Origin of the sequence: Gordonia hankookensis, from assembly GCF_014673215.1 — a bacterium.
Classification (GTDB): Bacteria; Actinomycetota; Actinomycetes; order Mycobacteriales; family Mycobacteriaceae; genus Gordonia; species Gordonia hankookensis.
In genome coordinates this window covers 252,471-269,555 of the sequence record NZ_JACWMS010000001.1, presented here as the reverse complement: position 1 = coordinate 269,555, position 17,085 = coordinate 252,471, and the positions used below count along the sequence as shown (strand labels likewise).

13 protein-coding genes and 1 other RNA gene are annotated in these 17,085 nt (G+C 68.5%); 11 read left to right on the top strand and 3 right to left on the bottom strand.

What is annotated here, in order from left to right:
• Positions 1 to 7 precede the first annotated feature (7 nt).
• From cobC to IDF66_RS01185, 6 genes are all read left to right on the top strand, one after another.
• On the top strand, positions 8 to 1,063 hold the full coding sequence (cobC, locus tag IDF66_RS01210) for an Rv2231c family pyridoxal phosphate-dependent protein CobC (protein ID WP_190265475.1): 1,056 nt from the start codon (positions 8 to 10) through the stop codon (positions 1,061 to 1,063).
• Positions 1,060 to 2,196 (top strand): Nif3-like dinuclear metal center hexameric protein, encoded by a 1,137-nt coding sequence (locus IDF66_RS01205; protein ID WP_190265474.1) that lies wholly within the window; start codon positions 1,060 to 1,062, stop codon positions 2,194 to 2,196. The genes cobC and IDF66_RS01205 overlap by 4 nt, the downstream gene beginning before the upstream one ends.
• A gap of 144 nt (positions 2,197 to 2,340) precedes the next feature.
• Positions 2,341 to 3,078 (top strand): zinc ribbon domain-containing protein, encoded by a 738-nt coding sequence (locus IDF66_RS01200; protein ID WP_164309212.1) that lies wholly within the window; start codon positions 2,341 to 2,343, stop codon positions 3,076 to 3,078.
• The gene (locus IDF66_RS01195; RefSeq protein ID WP_190265473.1) at positions 3,078 to 3,746 is read left to right on the top strand and encodes a bifunctional RNase H/acid phosphatase; all 669 of its coding nucleotides are present in this window, start codon (positions 3,078 to 3,080) and stop codon (positions 3,744 to 3,746) included. The genes IDF66_RS01200 and IDF66_RS01195 overlap by 1 nt, the downstream gene beginning before the upstream one ends.
• A 35-nt stretch (positions 3,747 to 3,781) precedes the next feature.
• Positions 3,782 to 4,217, top strand: an RNA gene (gene rnpB, locus IDF66_RS01190) — RNase P RNA component class A.
• Positions 4,218 to 4,234: 17 nt separating this feature from the next.
• The gene (locus tag IDF66_RS01185; RefSeq protein ID WP_190265472.1) at positions 4,235 to 5,740 is read left to right on the top strand and encodes an RNB domain-containing ribonuclease; all 1,506 of its coding nucleotides are present in this window, start codon (positions 4,235 to 4,237) and stop codon (positions 5,738 to 5,740) included.
• 94 nt (positions 5,741 to 5,834) lie between these two features.
• Here IDF66_RS01185 and IDF66_RS01180 read toward each other — a convergent pair whose 3' ends face one another.
• The 3 genes from IDF66_RS01180 to panB all read right to left on the bottom strand — a co-directional run bounded on the left by IDF66_RS01180 (position 5,835) and on the right by panB (position 9,285).
• Positions 5,835 to 7,331 (bottom strand): CYTH and CHAD domain-containing protein, encoded by a 1,497-nt coding sequence (locus IDF66_RS01180; protein ID WP_190265471.1) that lies wholly within the window; start codon positions 7,329 to 7,331, stop codon positions 5,835 to 5,837.
• A gap of 74 nt (positions 7,332 to 7,405) precedes the next feature.
• Positions 7,406 to 8,377, bottom strand: a complete 972-nt coding sequence (pip, locus tag IDF66_RS01175) for a prolyl aminopeptidase (RefSeq protein ID WP_190265470.1) — start codon at positions 8,375 to 8,377, stop codon at positions 7,406 to 7,408.
• A gap of 29 nt (positions 8,378 to 8,406) precedes the next feature.
• Complete coding sequence (gene panB / locus IDF66_RS01170) at positions 8,407 to 9,285, bottom strand: 3-methyl-2-oxobutanoate hydroxymethyltransferase (RefSeq protein WP_190265469.1); 879 nt, start codon at positions 9,283 to 9,285, stop codon at positions 8,407 to 8,409.
• A 162-nt stretch (positions 9,286 to 9,447) separates the two neighbouring features.
• Here panB and IDF66_RS01165 point away from each other — a divergent pair, with 162 nt between their 5' ends.
• The 5 genes from IDF66_RS01165 (at position 9,448) to IDF66_RS01145 (ending at position 17,069) form a co-directional block, all read left to right on the top strand.
• The gene (locus tag IDF66_RS01165; protein ID WP_190265468.1) at positions 9,448 to 10,974 is read left to right on the top strand and encodes an alpha/beta hydrolase; all 1,527 of its coding nucleotides are present in this window, start codon (positions 9,448 to 9,450) and stop codon (positions 10,972 to 10,974) included.
• 84 nt (positions 10,975 to 11,058) lie between these two features.
• Complete coding sequence (glnA, locus tag IDF66_RS01160) at positions 11,059 to 12,399, top strand: type I glutamate--ammonia ligase (RefSeq protein WP_190265467.1); 1,341 nt, start codon at positions 11,059 to 11,061, stop codon at positions 12,397 to 12,399.
• Between the two features lie 49 nt (positions 12,400 to 12,448).
• Complete coding sequence (locus IDF66_RS01155) at positions 12,449 to 15,463, top strand: bifunctional [glutamine synthetase] adenylyltransferase/[glutamine synthetase]-adenylyl-L-tyrosine phosphorylase (RefSeq protein WP_190265466.1); 3,015 nt, start codon at positions 12,449 to 12,451, stop codon at positions 15,461 to 15,463.
• Positions 15,463 to 16,410, top strand: a complete 948-nt coding sequence (locus IDF66_RS01150; RefSeq protein WP_388000981.1) for an endonuclease/exonuclease/phosphatase family protein — start codon at positions 15,463 to 15,465, stop codon at positions 16,408 to 16,410. The genes IDF66_RS01155 and IDF66_RS01150 overlap by 1 nt, the downstream gene beginning before the upstream one ends.
• Positions 16,407 to 17,069, top strand: coding sequence for a biliverdin-producing heme oxygenase (locus tag IDF66_RS01145; RefSeq protein ID WP_190265464.1), 663 nt, complete (start codon positions 16,407 to 16,409; stop codon positions 17,067 to 17,069). Before IDF66_RS01150 ends, IDF66_RS01145 begins: the two co-directional genes overlap by 4 nt.
• The last annotated feature ends 16 nt before the right edge of the window (positions 17,070 to 17,085 follow it).

Sequence of the window (17,085 nt, the reverse complement as noted above, 5' to 3'; positions counted from 1 at the left end):
GTGATTTATGACATCGGGGCTGTTCGCACGGCATCGTCATGGCGATGCCGACGCCGAACCCGGCCTGGTCGACTTCGCGGTCAACGTGCGAAGTGGCCCGCCGGAGTTCATCTGTGATGCACTCGCACGCCGGATCGGCGACCTTGCGCAGTATCCATCGACCTCCGATCAGGAGAAGGCGATCACCGCCATCGCGTCGGCGCACGGCAGGGCGCACGACGAGGTGCTCCTGCTGTCCGGCGCCGCCGAGGGATTCGAGTTGCTGCCGCGCCTGGCGCCGAGGCATGCCGCCCTGATCCAGCCGTCGTTCACCGAACCCGAACTCGCCCTGCGGTCCGCGGGCGTGTCGATCACCGACGTGGTCCTGCCGCCGCCATGGCAATTGGTGCCCGACGCGGTGCCCGACGACGCCGATCTGGTGGTGCTGGGCAATCCCACCAACCCGACGTCGGTGTTGCATCCGGTGTCCGCCATCGAGCGCCTGCGGAGGCCGGGACGGCTGGTGGTGGTCGACGAGGCATTCGCCGACATCACCCTCGATCCGGGGACCCGACAGGGTGAGCCCGCCTCGATCGCCGACCGCCGCGCCGACGACATGGCCGTCATCCGAAGCGTGACAAAGACATTCGGCCTGGCCGGTCTACGTGCCGGCTATCTGCTCGCCGCGCCTGACGTGATCGCGCGGCTCACCGTCGGCCGTCGTCCGTGGCCGCTCGGGACCCTTGCGCTCACTGCGCTGGCCGAATGCGTCGGCCCCGAAGGGCAGCGGTACGCGCGTGAGCAGGCGGAGATGATCGCGGCAGACCGGGCGGAGATGGTGGCGCAGTTGACCGCTGGGGGGATCGAGGTCTGCGCGGCGCCGAGCGCATCGTTTGTGCTGACCGCGATGCCCGACGCGCTCGAGATCAAGAGCCGACTGCGCGACAAGGGATTTGCCGTCCGGAGCGCAGCCAATTTCGTGGGGCTCGACGATCGGTACCTGCGGCTCGCGGTCCGCGACGCGGAGACCACCCGGTCGTTGATCGCGGCCATCGACGAAGTACGAGAGGAGTTCGGCTCATGACCATCCCAGGCGCAACGAACGTGACGGGTGCGGACGTGATCGAGGTGCTCGATCGCGCATACCCCCGACGGCTCGCCGAGTCCTGGGACTCGGTGGGCCCTGTCTGCGGGGATCCGACCGAGCCCGTCGGGTCGGTCCTGGTGTGCGTCGACGTCACCGAAGGCGTGGTGGACATGGCCGTCGAATCGGGTGCACAGATGGTGGTCGCCCACCATCCGCTGCTACTGCGTGGAGTGGATTCTGTTGCGGCGGATACCGTCAAGGGGCGGCTGATCCATCGGTTGATCCGTTCTGGGATCGCGCTGTTCACCGCGCACACCAACGCCGACAGCGCGCGGCCCGGGGTGTCCGATGCGCTCGCCGAACTCCTGGGTCTCGTCGACACCGTTCCGATAGAGCCGAAACCGACTGCCCCCTTGGACAAGTGGGTTGTGATGGTGCCTGAGGGCAACGCCGAGCAGGTGAGTGAGGCGATGTTCGCGGTCGGCGCCGGTTCGATCGGTGAGTACCGCGACTGTTCGTGGTCGGTGGTCGGCACCGGCCAGTTCGAGGCCCAGGACGCGGCCAATCCGGCCATCGGGATCATCGGGGAGCGCACTCGTGTCGATGAGGACCGGATCGAGATGGTCGCGGCGCGTGGTCTGCGGGCGGCTGTTCTCGCCGCGTTGCGGGGAGCACATCCGTACGAGGAACCGGCTTTCGACATTCTCGAACTCGCCGAGACCCCAGGTGCCATGGGTCTCGGACGCTTCGGGCGACTCGCCACCCCGACAACGGTGCGCGGGTTCGCCGAACGTGTGGCGGAGTGTCTGGGCAGTCCGTCCGGGGTGCGGGTCGCAGGTGATCCCGATGCGCGTGTCGAGTTGGTGGCGGTGTGCGGAGGTGCGGGTGATTCGCTGCTCGACACGGTGACCGCGGTCGGAGCCGACGTGTACCTGACCGGGGATCTCAGGCATCACCCGGCCGACGAGAGTCGCCGCCGTGGCGGGCCTGCCCTCGTCGACGCCGGGCACTGGGCGACCGAATTCCCGTGGTGTGCGCAGGCCGCGACCCTGGTGTCGGAGTCGCTCGGTGTCGATGTCGCGGTGTACCGCGAACCGACCGACCCGTTCGCTGTCGTCGGCCGGTCGTAGGCGGTGGTCCCGGCCGCGACCGTGCGCGTACCGTGTGGGGCACCCATCTGCCGCCGTCGGCGGCGATCGGGCTCGAGAACAGCAGAGGGATGAGGCATTGGTGACGAGAGCACATCGTGTGCGCGTATCGCGGAGGTTTGCACAGTGAAGGTCGACGCGGGAATCCAGCGACAACTCCTCGACCTGGCCGACGCCGACGCCGAAATCGCTCGGCTGGATCATCGTCGGACCCACCTGCCCGAGGACACCGAGATCGCCGAGTTGGACCAGCGGATGGAATCCGCGCGCGACGATCTGGTCCGCGCCGAGATCTCCGCCGAGGACCTGACCCGCGAGTACCGGCGGATCGACAGTGAGGTGACCGGGATGGCATCGCGGGAGGCCAAGGATTCCGCCCAGCTGACCGCGGGCGGGCTCGCCCCCAAGGCGCTCTCCGAACTACAGCACGAGCTGTCCGGCCTGGCCCGTCGTCGCGCGTCGCTCGAGGACGACCTGCTCGGCGTCATGGAGCAGCAGGAGGCGCTCACGGCCGAACAGCAGCGCGCCGCCGCGACCATCGAACACCTGGCCGGCGAGGTCGGGTCCACCCGAGAGCGCCGGAACACCGCATTGTCGGCGATCGCGGCCGATCACGATGCCGTCGTGGCGCGGCGGGAATCGATCGCAGCCGAGATCACACCGGAACTCCTTGCGGTGTACGAGAAGCAACGCGCGACGGGTCGGATCGGCGCAGGCCTGCTGAGGGCCCGGCGGTGCGGTGCCTGCCGGATGGAGCTGGACCGGGGCACCATCGCCTCGATCGGGGCGAAACCCGCCGATGAGGTGGTCCGCTGTGAGGAGTGCGGTGCCGTCCTCGTCCGGACGGCCGAATCGGGTATCTGATGGCGACGGCTGCACGATCCGCAGGCCGCGCACCGACATGGCAGGGCCAGCGGGCCCAGCCGACCCGAATCCTGCTGCTGCGACACGGGCAGACAGAGCTGTCGGTGGAGCGACGCTACTCAGGTCGCGGGAACCCTGCGTTGACCGACCTCGGCCGTCGGCAGGCGGCAGCTGCGGCGCAACGACTCGGCGAGCGTGCCGAGATCGCCGCGGTGATCTCGTCGCCGCTGCAGCGTGCACGGTCGACCGCGGAGGCGGTCGCCGAGCAGCTGGGGGTCGCCGTCGACATCGATGACGGCTTCATCGAGACGGACTTCGGTGGGTGGGAGGGCCTGACCTTCACCGAGGCGGCCGAGCGCGATCCCGAGCTGCACGCCCGATGGCTCGGCGACACGACGGTTGCACCGCCGGGCGGTGAGAGTTTCGCCCAGGTGTCCGAACGGATAGCCGCCACCAGAGATGCTGTGCTGCAGCGTTATCCGGGAAGCTCTGTGCTTGTCGTCTCGCATGTCACCCCGATCAAGACGATGCTGCGGGACGCACTCGCCGCCGGACCCGAACTCTTGTTCCGGCTGCATCTGGATCTGGCATCGCTGTCCATCGCGGAGTTCTATCCCGACGGCGGGTCCGTCGTGCGACTGGTGAACGACACCGGCCACCTCGACTGACTCGTGACCATGGCCCGCTATCCTGTGTGGGCGAACGAGTCGGCCGGGCGGCCGCGGCGGTCGGAACGGCCCAGATCTCTGGGTGCGCCGCCCGCCGAGGAAAGTCCGGACTCCACAGAGCAGGGTGGTTGTCAACGGCAACCCGGGGTGACCCGCGGGACAGTGCCACAGAGAACAGACCGCCGCCCCGATCCGTCGGGACGGTAAGGGTGAAACGGTGCGGTAAGAGCGCACCAGCGACACGGGTGACCGCGTCGGCTAGGTAAACCCCACCCGGAGCAAGGCCGAAGCTCGCACCCCGGGTAACCGGGAGTGCGGGTGCGCGGGTGTTCGAGGGCTGCTCGCCCGAGCCCGCGGGTGGGCCGCTCGAGGTACCCGGCGACGGAGTGCCCAGATGGATGGTCGCCGCCCGCCTCGTGGTGAGAACCGCGAGACCGGGCACAGGATCCGGCTTACACGCCGGCTCGTTCGCCCCTACAGTCGGTGACGTGCAGCGCAAACTGTCCGCCCCCGACCTCGACTTCGACGCGGTGCGGAACGAACTCGGCATCAGCGAGGACTATGGCGCGAGCGCGCAGGCCGAGGCCGATCATCCCGTCGACCGGTTCGTCGCCGATCGCGAGGACCGGACCGATCTCCCGTTCGTCACGATCGATCCGCCCACCTCGCGCGATCTCGACCAGGCGGTGCACATCGTCGCCGATGACGACGGATTCGTGGTGAACTATGCGATCGCCGACGTCGCGGCTCTGATCGAACCGGAGGGAGCCCTGGACGCGGAGAGTCGGCGCCGCGGCACCACCGTCTATTTCCCGGACTGCTCGGTCCCCCTTCATCCGCGGTCGTTGTCGGAGGGCGCTGGGTCGCTGCTTCCCGACCAGACCCGCCCGTGCGTGCTGTGGACCATCCGGGTCGGCGCCGACGGTGAGCCCGGCGATGTGTCGGTTGGCCGTGCCACGATGCGTTCGGTCGCGAAGCTCGACTATGCCGGGGTGTCCGCCGATGCGGCGGCCGGGCGGTTGCATCCGTCGATCGAGGCGTTGCCCGCCTTCGGCGAACTGCGTCATCGAGTCGCCCTTGATCGCGGTGCGGTCGAGCTCGATCTGCCCGATCAAGAAGTGGTCCGGGCCGGCGGAGATGCCGGTCGGCCCGCTCGCTCCGCTCCCGGCGCCGGTTCGATTCGGCCCGCTCGCTCCGCTCCCGGCGCCGGGTGGACGCTACGGCTCGCCCCACACACCCCGGCGGACCTGTGGAACTCGCAGCTGTCGTTGCTCACCGGAATGTGCGCCGGGCAGATGATGGCCGGTGCGGGGATCGGCCTGCTGCGCACCCTGCCGCCCGCAGATCCTCGTGCGGTGGCAGCGCTGCGCGCGGCGGCGACATCACTGGACGTCGACTGGCCGGCGGACGCGTCGCCCGGTCAGTTCCTGGCGGGCCTGCCCAGGGACGAACCGGCGACCCTCGCGCTGATGTCGGTCGGCGCGACACTGATGCGGGGCGCCGACTATCTGGCACTGGGGAGCACTGGCGACGGCGATGTGCGCGAGGCTCCCTCTCCCGACCGGCTACGCCACGCCGCGATTGCCGGCCTCTACGCCCACGTGACGGCACCATTGCGGCGGCTCGGCGATCGGTTCGCGACCGAGGCATGCCTTGCTGTCGCCGCCGGTGACCCGGTGCCGGACTGGGTGTCCCGGGCGTTGCCGACTCTCCCTCGGATCCTGCGCGCGGCGGATTCCCTCGCCTCGTCGGCCGAGCGCGCGAGCATCGACTTGACCGAGGCGGTCGTCCTCGCGGGCCGGGAGGGGGAGACATTCGCCGCCGTCGTCCTGCACGCGGCGACCGAACATCGGGCCGCACAGGTCTTCCTCACCGATCCCGCGGTGATCGCCCCCTGCGACGGCGACCCGATGAAGGGTCGCAGGATCTCGGTGGTCCTCACGGTGGCCGACCCGTCGGCCCGGAAGGTGCTGTTCGTCCCCGCGGGCGGGTGAATGCGGAAACCCGTGGTGGTCTGTTGCGTCGCCACCGCCCGTCGATCGTGCGCAGAGGACGGCGCGAGGCGACGTTGCGCCGATCGACGCACGGTCAGAGATCCTTGGCGGCCTTGCGGTACGCGTCGATGGCCCGCTGACCGTCGGCCTGCTGTCGGGCATCGATGCGACCGAGCACGAACATGTCGGGGCCGGAGAGTTTTCCGGAGCCGGCGATCTCGGCAACCCGGGCACGGTTGATCCGGCTGTCGTTGTAGTCGCCGAGTGCGGACTGGACGCGCTTGGCGATCGTGGCCACCTTGCGATACCGCTTCTTGTCGAGAGGCGCGGCAGCATCGGTGCTGTAGCGCAGCCGCTTGGCGCGTTTGCGAATGGTGTGCAGTTGTTCCGCCCACTCCTCGGAGCCTTCCGTCAGGCTCGACAGCACGCTCTGCTCCGTGCGGATCTTCTTGCGGCTCTTGGCAATGGCGCGGTCCACGGCGATCGTCGCGTCGAGGTCGGCGTCGGGCCCCGGCGGTGGTGACGCGATGAGCTCGTCGATCGCGTCGAGCAGGGCGAAGTACCGGTCGGAATCCATGGCGGCGTGCGCGGCCTTGATCGCCCGGTCGTGGATGGCGGTCTCCGTGCCGGCGAGTTCGGCGATCAGCGACTCCGAGGCGTTCTCGGCCCTCAGGAGGTTCTCGTCGAGTGCGAGTTGTACCTCCGAATCTCGGGCATCGCCGAGGATCCGCGCGAGCAGCTTCAACTCACCACCGAGGTGGTCGGTGCGCTCGGCGTCGAGAACGGTCGGGAATCCGGAGAACACGCTGCGGAGCCGTCGGCAGGCCACCCGCATCTGATGCACCGCGTCATCGGCGTCGGTACGCACGAGCGGGTCCTGGGTGACGAGCGAGTTGCGATGGATGGCGATGTCGGTGACCACGAGTTCCAGCGCACTCGGTCGCTTGCCGAGGTGCGGTTCGACCACTGTCGGAGTCGAGCCGATCGCACGCGCGAGTTTGGACGTCGACGACGGTTCACGACCGCCCGCGGCACGCAAGGTCTTCTCCGCGGTCTTGAGCAGCCGCGGGTGCGGATCGTTGCCGAGGAGTTCGAACTCCCACTCGGCCCACTCCTGGAAATGTCCACCGGGCAGCAACGATTGGGCGGTGACCAGATCCTCGGCGAACTCGGCGACGGCCTGCCCGTCGGCTCCGAGCAGCGTCGTCACGGTCCGTGTGGTGGACACGGCTGCGACCGGGATCAACCTCCGGGTCCGGGTCAGGGCAACCACCGGGGAGATTAGATCCGTCGGAACCTCGCCGTCGGCCGGCGCCTCGTCGAAGCCGAGCTGGAGCTCGCGGCGCGTGCCAGGTGCACCGGCAGGGCGTTTGAGGTGCCATCCGGCGTCGTGGCCACCGGTGCGGCGACGCAAGGTGATCCGGTTGCCGGCCAGGTCGAGGTTCTCGGTGTCGAAGTAGGTCGCATCGAGGTTGAAGGTCTCGGGTTCCGTCGCACCGATCACACCGGGCAGGACGCGGAGATCGGGTGCGGAGTGTCCCGCATCGACATCGAACTTCAGTTCCACTTCGAGCTGCTCGGATGCCGCCACCCGGTCCTCCTGTCCCTGGGCGCGGTCGATGCGCGCGCCCGACGAGTGCTGTGTCTGTGCAGTCTAGGCCGGGCTCAGAATGCCCGATTCGCGAAACCGTCGGTCGCGGTGATCAGGTGATGCTTGATGCCCGGTTCGAACGATGCATGGCCCGCGTCGTCGACGATGTGCAACTGCGCACTCGGCCACGCGCGGTGGAGATCCCAGGCGCTTCGCGCGGGGCAGACGACGTCGTATCGCCCCTGGACGATCACGCCCGGGATGTCGGCGAGCCGGTCGATGTCGGCCAGCAATTGGCCGTCCTCGAGAAACCCGTGGTTGACGAAATAGTGGTTCTCGATGGTCGCGAATGCGAGGTCGAAACGTGGTTTGTCGGCGTCGTCCTGGTCGTCGCCGGGTGGGCGGGGCAGCAGGTGGCTGGTCGTCTGCTCCCAGCCGGTCCACGCGCTCGCGGCCGCCTGGGCGACGGCTCGATCGGGGGAGGTGAGCAGGCGGTGGTAGGCAGCGACCAGGTCACCGTCGCGCTCTGCGTCGGGAATGGGTGCCAGATAGGACTCCCAGAGGTCGGGGTAGATGTTGGCCGCGCCGCCGTTGTAGTACCAGTCGATCTCGCTGCGTCGCAACAGAAAGATGCCGCGCAGGACCAATTCGGTGACCCGCTCGGGGTGCGCCTGCGCGTAGGCGAGGCCGAGTGTCGACCCCCACGAGCCGCCGAACACCTGCCATCGGTCGATACCGAGGTGGGTGCGCAGCAACTCCATGTCCGCGATCAGATGCCCGGTGGTGTTCGTCGACAGGTCGGCGCCGTCGGCGATGTGGGGGCGCGACTTTCCGCATCCGCGTTGGTCGAAGAGCACGATCCGGTAGCGCGCCGGGTCGAAGAACCGTCGCTGATCCGGGGCGGTGCCACCACCGGGGCCGCCGTGCACGAACACGACGGGCTTGCCGTCGGCGGTGCCGGAAGTCTCCCAATAGATCTGCTGGCCGTCGCCGACGTCGAGATGGCCTTGGTCGTACGGTTCGATGCTCGGGTAGAAGTCGCGCATGGGCACAACCCTATGCGCGACGGTCCCAATCAGTAGCTGTGTTCGGGTGCGGGGAAGGTTCCGCGCCGGACTTCGTCGGCGTATTGCTCCGCCGCGGAACGCAGTTCGGTTCCGACATCACCGAAGCGCTTGACGAACTTGGCAGTCTTGCCGTGCGTGAGTCCAGCCATGTCCTGCCAGACGAGGACCTGGGCGTCGGTCTCGTTGCCTGCGCCGATACCCACGGTCGGAATGGTGAGCTTGCGGGTGATCTGGCCTGCCAGATCGGCGGGCACCATCTCCATCACCACGGCGAACGCGCCGGCCTCCTGAACCGCGATCGCATCCTCGACGAGTTGGTCGCCCGCGTCGCCGCGGCCCTGGACCCGGTAGCCGCCGAGTCCGTTCACGCTCTGCGGGGTGAAGCCGATGTGTGCCATCACCGGGATTCCGGCTGCGGTCAGCGCGGCGATCTGATCGGCGACTCGCTCTCCGCCCTCGATCTTGATGGCGTGGGCGCCGGTCTCCTTGAACACCTTCACGGCTGATTCGAGGGCCTGCTGGGGGCTTGCCTCATAGCTGCCGAACGGCAGGTCGGCCACGACGAGCGCGTGCGGGGCACCACGCACCACCGCCCGGATCAGGGGGATGAGTTCATCGACGGTCACCGGGATGGTGGTGTCGTAGCCGAGCACGACATTCGCCGCCGAGTCGCCCACGAGCAGCACCGGGATCTCGGCCGCGTCGAAAATGCGGGCGGTGGAGTAGTCGTAGCAGGTCAGCATGGACCACTTCTCGCCGTCGGTCTTCATCTGGGCCAGATGGTGCACGCGTGTGGCGCGGCGACGGGGAGCGGACGCGGAGGAATCGGACGCGGAGGAATCAGACGCGGAGGAATCGGATGCGCCATACACCGAAGAATCGGACATCGTTGTCTCTTTTCTGCCTCGAGTCCTGCCAAGCAGGTACCCGGGTTGGGCTGGACGCCATCCATTGTGGCACCGGTGCGCGCACGGTTGAATGCCCATGACCTGTGGTTTTCCTCACACGACCGGCACAGGTGAGCACGGTCGGGACCGTACGATCACGGCATGGCGATCATCGGCCGGACCGTGGTGCGACCGGTGGTGATCGTCGCCGTGGTGGCGATGCTCGCGTTGGGCGGGTGCCGTCTCGTGTCGTCGGGGTCCGGGATCGACTGGCATGCCTGCGGTCCCGATGACGGCGTGGCGAGCGCCACGATCCCCGGATCTGTCGCCGGGCGGGTGTCGTGTGGGCGGTTGTCGGTTCCGCTCGACCCCCGCGATCCCGGCCTGGGCACGGTCTCCCTCGCGGTCGCGCGCCTGGGTGCTGCGGGCCCCAAGGCGGGGACGCTGGTGATCAACCCCGGCGGTCCCGGCGGCTCCGGCGTGGGTCATCTCGTCGACTCGTCCGCGAGCCTGGCCGAGTCGGCACTCGCGGACACCCACGACATCGTGTCCTTCGATCCGCGCGGCGTGGGCGCCTCGCGGCCCGTCATCGGTTGTCGAACCGACGCCGAACGCGACACCGAGCGTGCGATGGACCTGGGCGATCGATCGGCGGCCGGCATTGCGCGGGTGGAGCGATACCAGGCGACGGTGGCGCTGGAGTGCCGTGAGCGCGTCGGTCCGGACGTCCTGGCGCGAGTCGGTACCGACTTCGTGGCCGGTGACCTGGATCGGATCCGCACCGCGCTCGGTGAGGACGCGATCGACTTTCTCGGATACTCCTACGGCACCCGACTCGGTCTCGAGTACGCGGCGCGGTATCCCTCGCGGCTCGGGGCGCTCGTGCTCGACGGCGTGGTCGATCCCGTGGCGGACCCGATCGACGCATCGATCGAGCAGCACAGGGGATTCCAGCAGGCTTTCGACGCTTTCGCCGCGGATTGTGTGCGCCGACCCGGCTGTTCGCTGGGCGATCGTGCCGACGGGACGGTTGCGCGTTATCGGGCGATCCTCGCCCCGCTGCTCGCCGATCCGGCGCCGGCGGGCGGGCGCACCCTGTCGGCCGGGGACGCCGAGACCGCGACGGTGGCATCGCTGTATCAGCGATCCGGATGGGGCGGACTGCGGGCGGCGCTGGTCGCCCTCGCGGCAGGTGACGGTACCGAGATGATGCGGCTCGCCGACTCCTTCGAGGGCCGCGACGACGACGGCCGCTATGACCCGACGCAGGATGCCTTCACCGCGATCACCTGTGCCGACGACCCGAGAGTGCCCGACCGCGCGCGGTACGACGAGCTGGACCGCCGCGCACGCGGCGCGGCACCGTTTCGCGACGACGGGCGCGGCAGCGGACGTGGGCCGCTCGGGATCTGTGAGTTCTGGGTGCCGGCGGTCCACGCCGGTGGGGGCATGCCGGACGACGGCGTGCCGGGCGCGGGAGCCCCGCGCGCCCTCGTGGTGGCGTCCACCGCTGACCCCGCCACCCCGTATCCGACGGCGATGGCGGTCGCGCGACGCATCGGCGCTGCGGTCATCAGCGTCGACCGGCCGGGGCACACCTCTGTTTTCCGCGGTGACGAGTGCGTCGACGGCGCGGTGACCCGGTATCTATCCGATCTCACAGTGCCGCACACGACTCTCGGATGCTGAGATTTGTTCGGCAAAACCGCAGGATGCTGAGTTCGACTTGAACATGTAACACGGATTTAACAGGCTACTTCTAATGTCCGGGGCATGGATCGCCAAAAGGAATTCGTGCTGCGGACCCTCGAAGAGCGCGACATCCGATTCGTGAGGCTGTGGTTCACCGACGTTCTCGGCTACCTCAAATCCGTGGCGATCGCACCCGCCGAACTCGAGGGAGCCTTCGCCGAGGGTATCGGTTTCGACGGCTCGGCCATCGAGGGATTCTCCCGCGTCTCCGAGGCGGACACGGTCGCCAAGCCCGATCCGTCGACCTTTCAGATCCTGCCGTGGACGACCTCGACCGGTCGTCATCACTCGGCTCGGATGTTCTGCGACATCGCGATGCCGGACGGCACCCCGAGCTGGGCGGACTCTCGTCATGTCCTACGGCGCCAGCTCAACAAGGCGGCCGATCAGGGCTTCAGCTGTTACGTCCATCCGGAGATCGAGTTCTTCCTCCTCAAGGACGCGCCGCTCGACGGCAGCGTGCCGACGCCTGCCGATTCGGGTGGCTACTTCGACCAGGCCGTACACGACGCGGCACCCAACTTCCGCCGCCACGCCATCGAGGCACTGGAGTCGATGGGGATCTCGGTCGAGTTCTCCCATCACGAGGGTGCGCCCGGTCAGCAGGAGATCGACCTGCGCTACGCGGATGCACTGTCCATGGCCGACAACGTGATGACCTTCCGCTACGTCATCAAAGAGGTCGCCATCGACGAGGGCACCTGGGCGACCTTCATGCCCAAGCCGTTCAGTGAGCACCCCGGCTCGGCGATGCACACCCACATGAGCCTCTTCGAGGGCGATACCAACGCCTTCCACAACCCTGACGACCCGATGCAGCTGTCGAGCACCGGAAAGAGCTTCATCGCCGGGATCCTGCACCACGCCAGTGAGATCAGCGCGGTCACCAACCAGTGGGTGAACTCCTACAAGCGCCTGATCCACGGTGGCGAGGCGCCGACCGCGGCTACCTGGGGTGGTGCCAATCGATCCGCCCTGATCCGCCTGCCGCTGTACACGCCGAACAAGGCGTCGTCGCGGCGCATCGAGGTCCGCAGCCCCGACTCCGCGTGCAATCCGTACCTGACCTTTGCCGTGTTGCTCGCCGCCGGGCTGAAGGGTATCGAGGAGGGTTACGAGCTGCCCGACGAGGCCGAGGACGACGTGTGGGCACTGACACCGGCCGAGCGGCGGGCGATGGGCTACCGGGAGCTGCCCGGCAGCCTCGCCGATGCACTCGTGGAGATGGAGAAGTCGGAGTTGGTGGCCGAAGCGCTCGGCGAGCACGTCTTCGATTACTTCCTCCGCAACAAGTGGGCGGAGTGGACGAGCTACCGCAGCCTGGTCACGCCGTACGAGCTGAAGAACTACCTCCCGCTGTAGCTGTGCCCTGGTGCACACCTGACCGGTGGCGCCCGCTACCTTTTGGAGTGTGACATCGCTTCGCGGCCGCGGCCGCGTACCCAGTGCCGGGCGTCTCGGGCTGCTCGAGACCACCGCCCCGGGTCACCTCGCCGAACTGGGGTGGGACAACGACGATTCGGTCGATGTGCTGTGGGCCCTGTCCCGTGCACCCGACGCCGATCTGGCCCTGCGTGCGCTTATCCGTCTCAAGGGTGCGGCCGGTGCCGACGACTGGGCCGAGGCCGACGATCGGATCCGCACCGACACGGGATTCCGTGGCCGGCTGTTCGCTGTGCTCGGGGCCTCGGACGCACTCGGTGATCACATGGTGGCCGAACCGTCGAGCTGGCGCCTGCTGATCGGCTCGACGCTGCCGTCGGTCGACGAGATGAACGAACGCATGCTGGCGGCGGTCGGGGCCACCCCGGAACCGGGCGCGCTCGAGGCGGGCAACAAGGTCTACCGCGCGGCGGTCACCGGCCCGAAGTCCGTGGTCGCGTTGCGGACCGCTTATCGGAATCTGTTGCTGCAGTTGGCGGCCCACGACGTCGCACCGACCGTTCAGGACGAGCCGGTGATCTACCTGCCCGAGGTCGGCGGGTTCCTCTCGGATCTCGCGGACGCGGCCCTCACCGCGGCCCTGGCGGTGGCCGTCGCCGAGGTGTGTGGCGACGAACCGCTCTCAGTACGGCTGGCGATCATCGCGATGGGCAAATGCGGTGCGCGTGAGCTGAACTACGTCAGCGATGTCGACGTCGTGTTCGTCAGCGAACCCGCGGACGGGGTGGCCGCGCGGATCGCCGGTGAGGTGATGCGGGTCGGATCGCTGGCCTTCTTCGAGGTCGACGCCGCGCTGCGGCCGGAAGGGAAGGCGGGAGCGCTGACGCGCACCCTCGAGTCGCATGTCGCGTACTACCGCCGCTGGGCCAAGACGTGGGAATTCCAGGCCTTGCTGAAGGCGCGCGCGATGACCGGCGACATGGGACTCGCCGACGACTATCTGGCCGCGGTCAGCCCGATGGTGTGGACGGCGGCCGAGCGCGAGGACTTCGTGCCCGAGACCCAGGCCATGCGCCGCCGCGTCGAGTCACTTGTCCCGGAGGAACTGCGTGAGCGCAACCTCAAACTCGGCAGTGGGAGCCTGCGCGATGTCGAGTTCGCCGTTCAGCTCCTGCAGATGGTGCACGGCCGCGTCGATGAGGAGATCCGCGTCAAGGCGACCGTCGATGCGCTGAGTGCGCTGACCGCCGGCGGCTATGTCGGTCGCGACGACGGTGCGAATCTGACTGCCTCGTACCAGTTCCTGCGTGCGCTCGAACATCGGCTGCAGCTGCAGCGGCTGTCGCGGACCCACCTCCTGCCGGCCTTCGAGGACGAGGGGAACATGCGCTGGCTCGCTCGGGCTGCGCACATTCGTCAGGAGGGCGACCGGGATGCGACCGGTGTGCTGCGGGAGGAGCTCAAACGTCACAAGTCACGTATCCGCAGGCTGCACGAGAAGCTCTTCTACCGCCCGCTGCTCGACGCCGCCACGCGCTTCAACACCGACGAGTTGACGCTCTCCGACAAATCGGCCGAACGGCGATTGTCTGCTCTCGGGTATGCGAAACCCGAACGCGCACTGAGTCATATCCGCGCGTTGGCGTCCGCGGCCGGTCGTCGGGGGCAGATCCAGCTGCTTATCCTGCCGTCGTTGCTCGAGTGGATCGGGAACACCCCGGACCCCGACGCAGGGCTGCTGAACTACCGCCGCCTGTGCGAGGTGATGGACAAAGAAGAGTGGTTCATCCGGCTGTTGCGCGACGACGGCGTCGTCGCCGAGCGGCTGATGCACGTGCTGGGGACGTCGGAGTACATCGCCAACCTGCTGATGCGGTCACCCGAGGTGATCCATCTGTATTCGGATGGTGCCAACGGCCCCAAGCTGTGTGAGGTGCAGCCCCAGGATGTCGCCCGCGGACTCATCGCGTCGACGGTGCGCCAACCAGATCTCAAACGCGCGGTGGCCGCCGCCCGGTCGCACCGGCGCTTCGAACTCGCGCGGGTGGCCTCTGCCGACATCCTCGGCATGATGGACGTGCCTGCGGTGTGCGCGGCGTTGTCGTCGGTGTGGGCATCGGTCCTCAACGCCGCCCTCACCGTCGTGATCGCCGAGTCGGAGCGTGACCGCGGGACACCGGCTCCCGCCCGCATCGCGGTGATCGGTATGGGCCGTTTGGGCGGCGGTGAACTCGGATACGGATCCGACGCGGACGTGCTGTTCGTCTGCGAGCCGGAGCCCGATGTCGACGAGGCGTCCGCGGTCCGCTGGTCGCAGACGATCGCGGAGAAGGTCCGCTCGATGCTGGGATCGCCCAGCGAGGATCCGCCGCTGGAGGTGGACACCGGGCTGCGCCCGGAGGGGCGCAACGGCCCGGTGGTGCGAACGCTCGCCGCGTACGCGGCCTACTACGACCAGTGGGCGCAGCCGTGGGAGATCCAGGCGTTGCTTCGGGCACATCAGGTCGCAGGCGACGATCAGCTCGGAATCGACTTCCTCCACATGGCCGATCGCATCCGCTACCCCGAGGGCGGGGTGTCGGGTGAGGCGGTCAAGGAGATCCGGCGGATCAAGGCCCGCGTCGATTCCGAGCGGCTGCCGCGGGGTGCCGATCCGGCGACCCACACCAAACTGGGTCGTGGCGGGCTCGCGGACATCGAATGGACAGTACAGCTCATCCAGCTCCGGTATGCCCACAGTTACCGGTCGTTGCACAACACGTCCACCCTGCAGTCCCTCGACGCGATCGGCGCCGCAGAGTTGCTGGGGGAGAACGACGTATCGCTCCTGAAGGAGGCCTGGCTGACGGCGACCAATGCGCGCAACGCCCTGGTGCTGGTCCGCGGCAAGCCGGTCGATCAGCTCCCTGCGCCGGGCAGACAATTGCGGGCCGTCGCCTACGCCGCGGGCTGGCCCGAGGACCAGGCAGCGGAGTTCCTGGAGAACTATCTACGCGTGACCCGTCGGGCGAAGTCCGTGGTGCGCAAGGTGTTCGGGGCGTGATCGGCCGACTCATCCGGTTCGTCCTGATACTTGCCGGATGGGTTCTGCTCGCGGCTGCCGCGGTCGCCGTCTGGCTGCACCATTCTCCGTCACACGGGGAACTCACCCTGTACCTGACGAGTGCCGTGCCATTCGCGCTCGTCGCCGCGGTGGCGGCGCTGGTGATCTTCGCGGCCACCCGGCGATGGGTTCTGCTGACGCTCGCGATCGTTGTGTCGGCGGCGCTCTGCTACACACAGGTGCCGTTGGCGCGGGCACAGGATGCCCCTGACGGCCATCCGGTGACCGTTGTCACCGCGAACATGCTGTTCGGTGGCGCCGACGTCGACGCGCTGGCCCGGGAGGTCGCCGCCGTCGACGCTGACTTCGTGTCGGTGCAGGAGGTGACGACGGACGCACTGGCGCGGCTGCGGGCGAGTCCGATCGGTCGTCGGCTGCCGTTCACCTTCGCGCTGCCGGGCCCGACGGCGGTCGGCACCGCCATGTTCAGTCGCACCCCGCTGTCGGGTCAGCACGAGATCGAGGGCACCGCACTGAACAACCTCACCGGCATGGCCGACCTGCCCGGTGCCGCGAGCACCCGAGTGCTCGCGGTGCACGCGGGCGCACCGCTGCCGGGACGAACGAACATCTGGCACAGCGACCTCGACCTCCTCGGGGCGTATCTGCGCGCACTACCGCCGGGCCGGATGATCGCGGCGGGGGACTTCAACGCGACCTGGGACCACGCCGGTTACCGCACTCTGCTCCGCGGCGGGGTCGTCGACGCCACGGATCAGGCGGGTGCCGGCTTCCGGCCGACATATCCGACCGACCGATTCGGCGGTCGCCCGGTGATCGCCATCGATCACGTCATCAGCCGCGGATTCGTCGCGACCTCGTTGCGGACCTTCGACCTGCCGGGTTCCGATCATCGCGGAGTGGTGGTAACACTGGTGCCAACATGACGATTCCTTTCGACGAGACCGGCCGCCCTGCGCAGGCCGGGCCGCGGCCGTTGCTGTCCGAGAACCTCCGTGCCGCCACCGCGGAGGCACACGACCGTGCGGAAGGGGCCGTCTTCGTCGATGATCTGATGTCGGGCCGCCTCGACGCGGGGGGATATCGGCGAATGGCCTCCCAGCTCTACTTCATCTACCGGGCGCTGGAATCCGTCGCGGACACCCTGTCCGGCGATGCGGTGGCGGGACCCGTCGTCGACGAGCGACTACGCCGTCTCCCTCGGCTCACCGCCGACCTCGCGATCCTCGGCGTCGATCCGGCGACCGTCAGTCCGCTGCCCGGGGTATCGGCCTATGTGGACGCGATCGAGGCCACCCGCGACGACCCGCCTCGATTCGTGGCTCACCACTACACGCGCTACCTCGGGGATCTGAGCGGCGGTCAGATCATCCGCAGTCGCATGACCCTGCACTACGGCCTGTCCGAGGAGGCGCTGAGCTTCTATGCCTTCGACGAGATCGGGAAACTCAAGCGCTACCGGGATTCCTATCGGGAGACCCTCGACGGCCTACCGCTCGACGACCAGCAGGTCGCGTCCCTCGTCGCCGAGGCAGTCGCCGCGTTCGGCCACAACGAACGGCTGTTCGCCGAACTCGCCGGCTGATCCCGGCCGCGTCGAC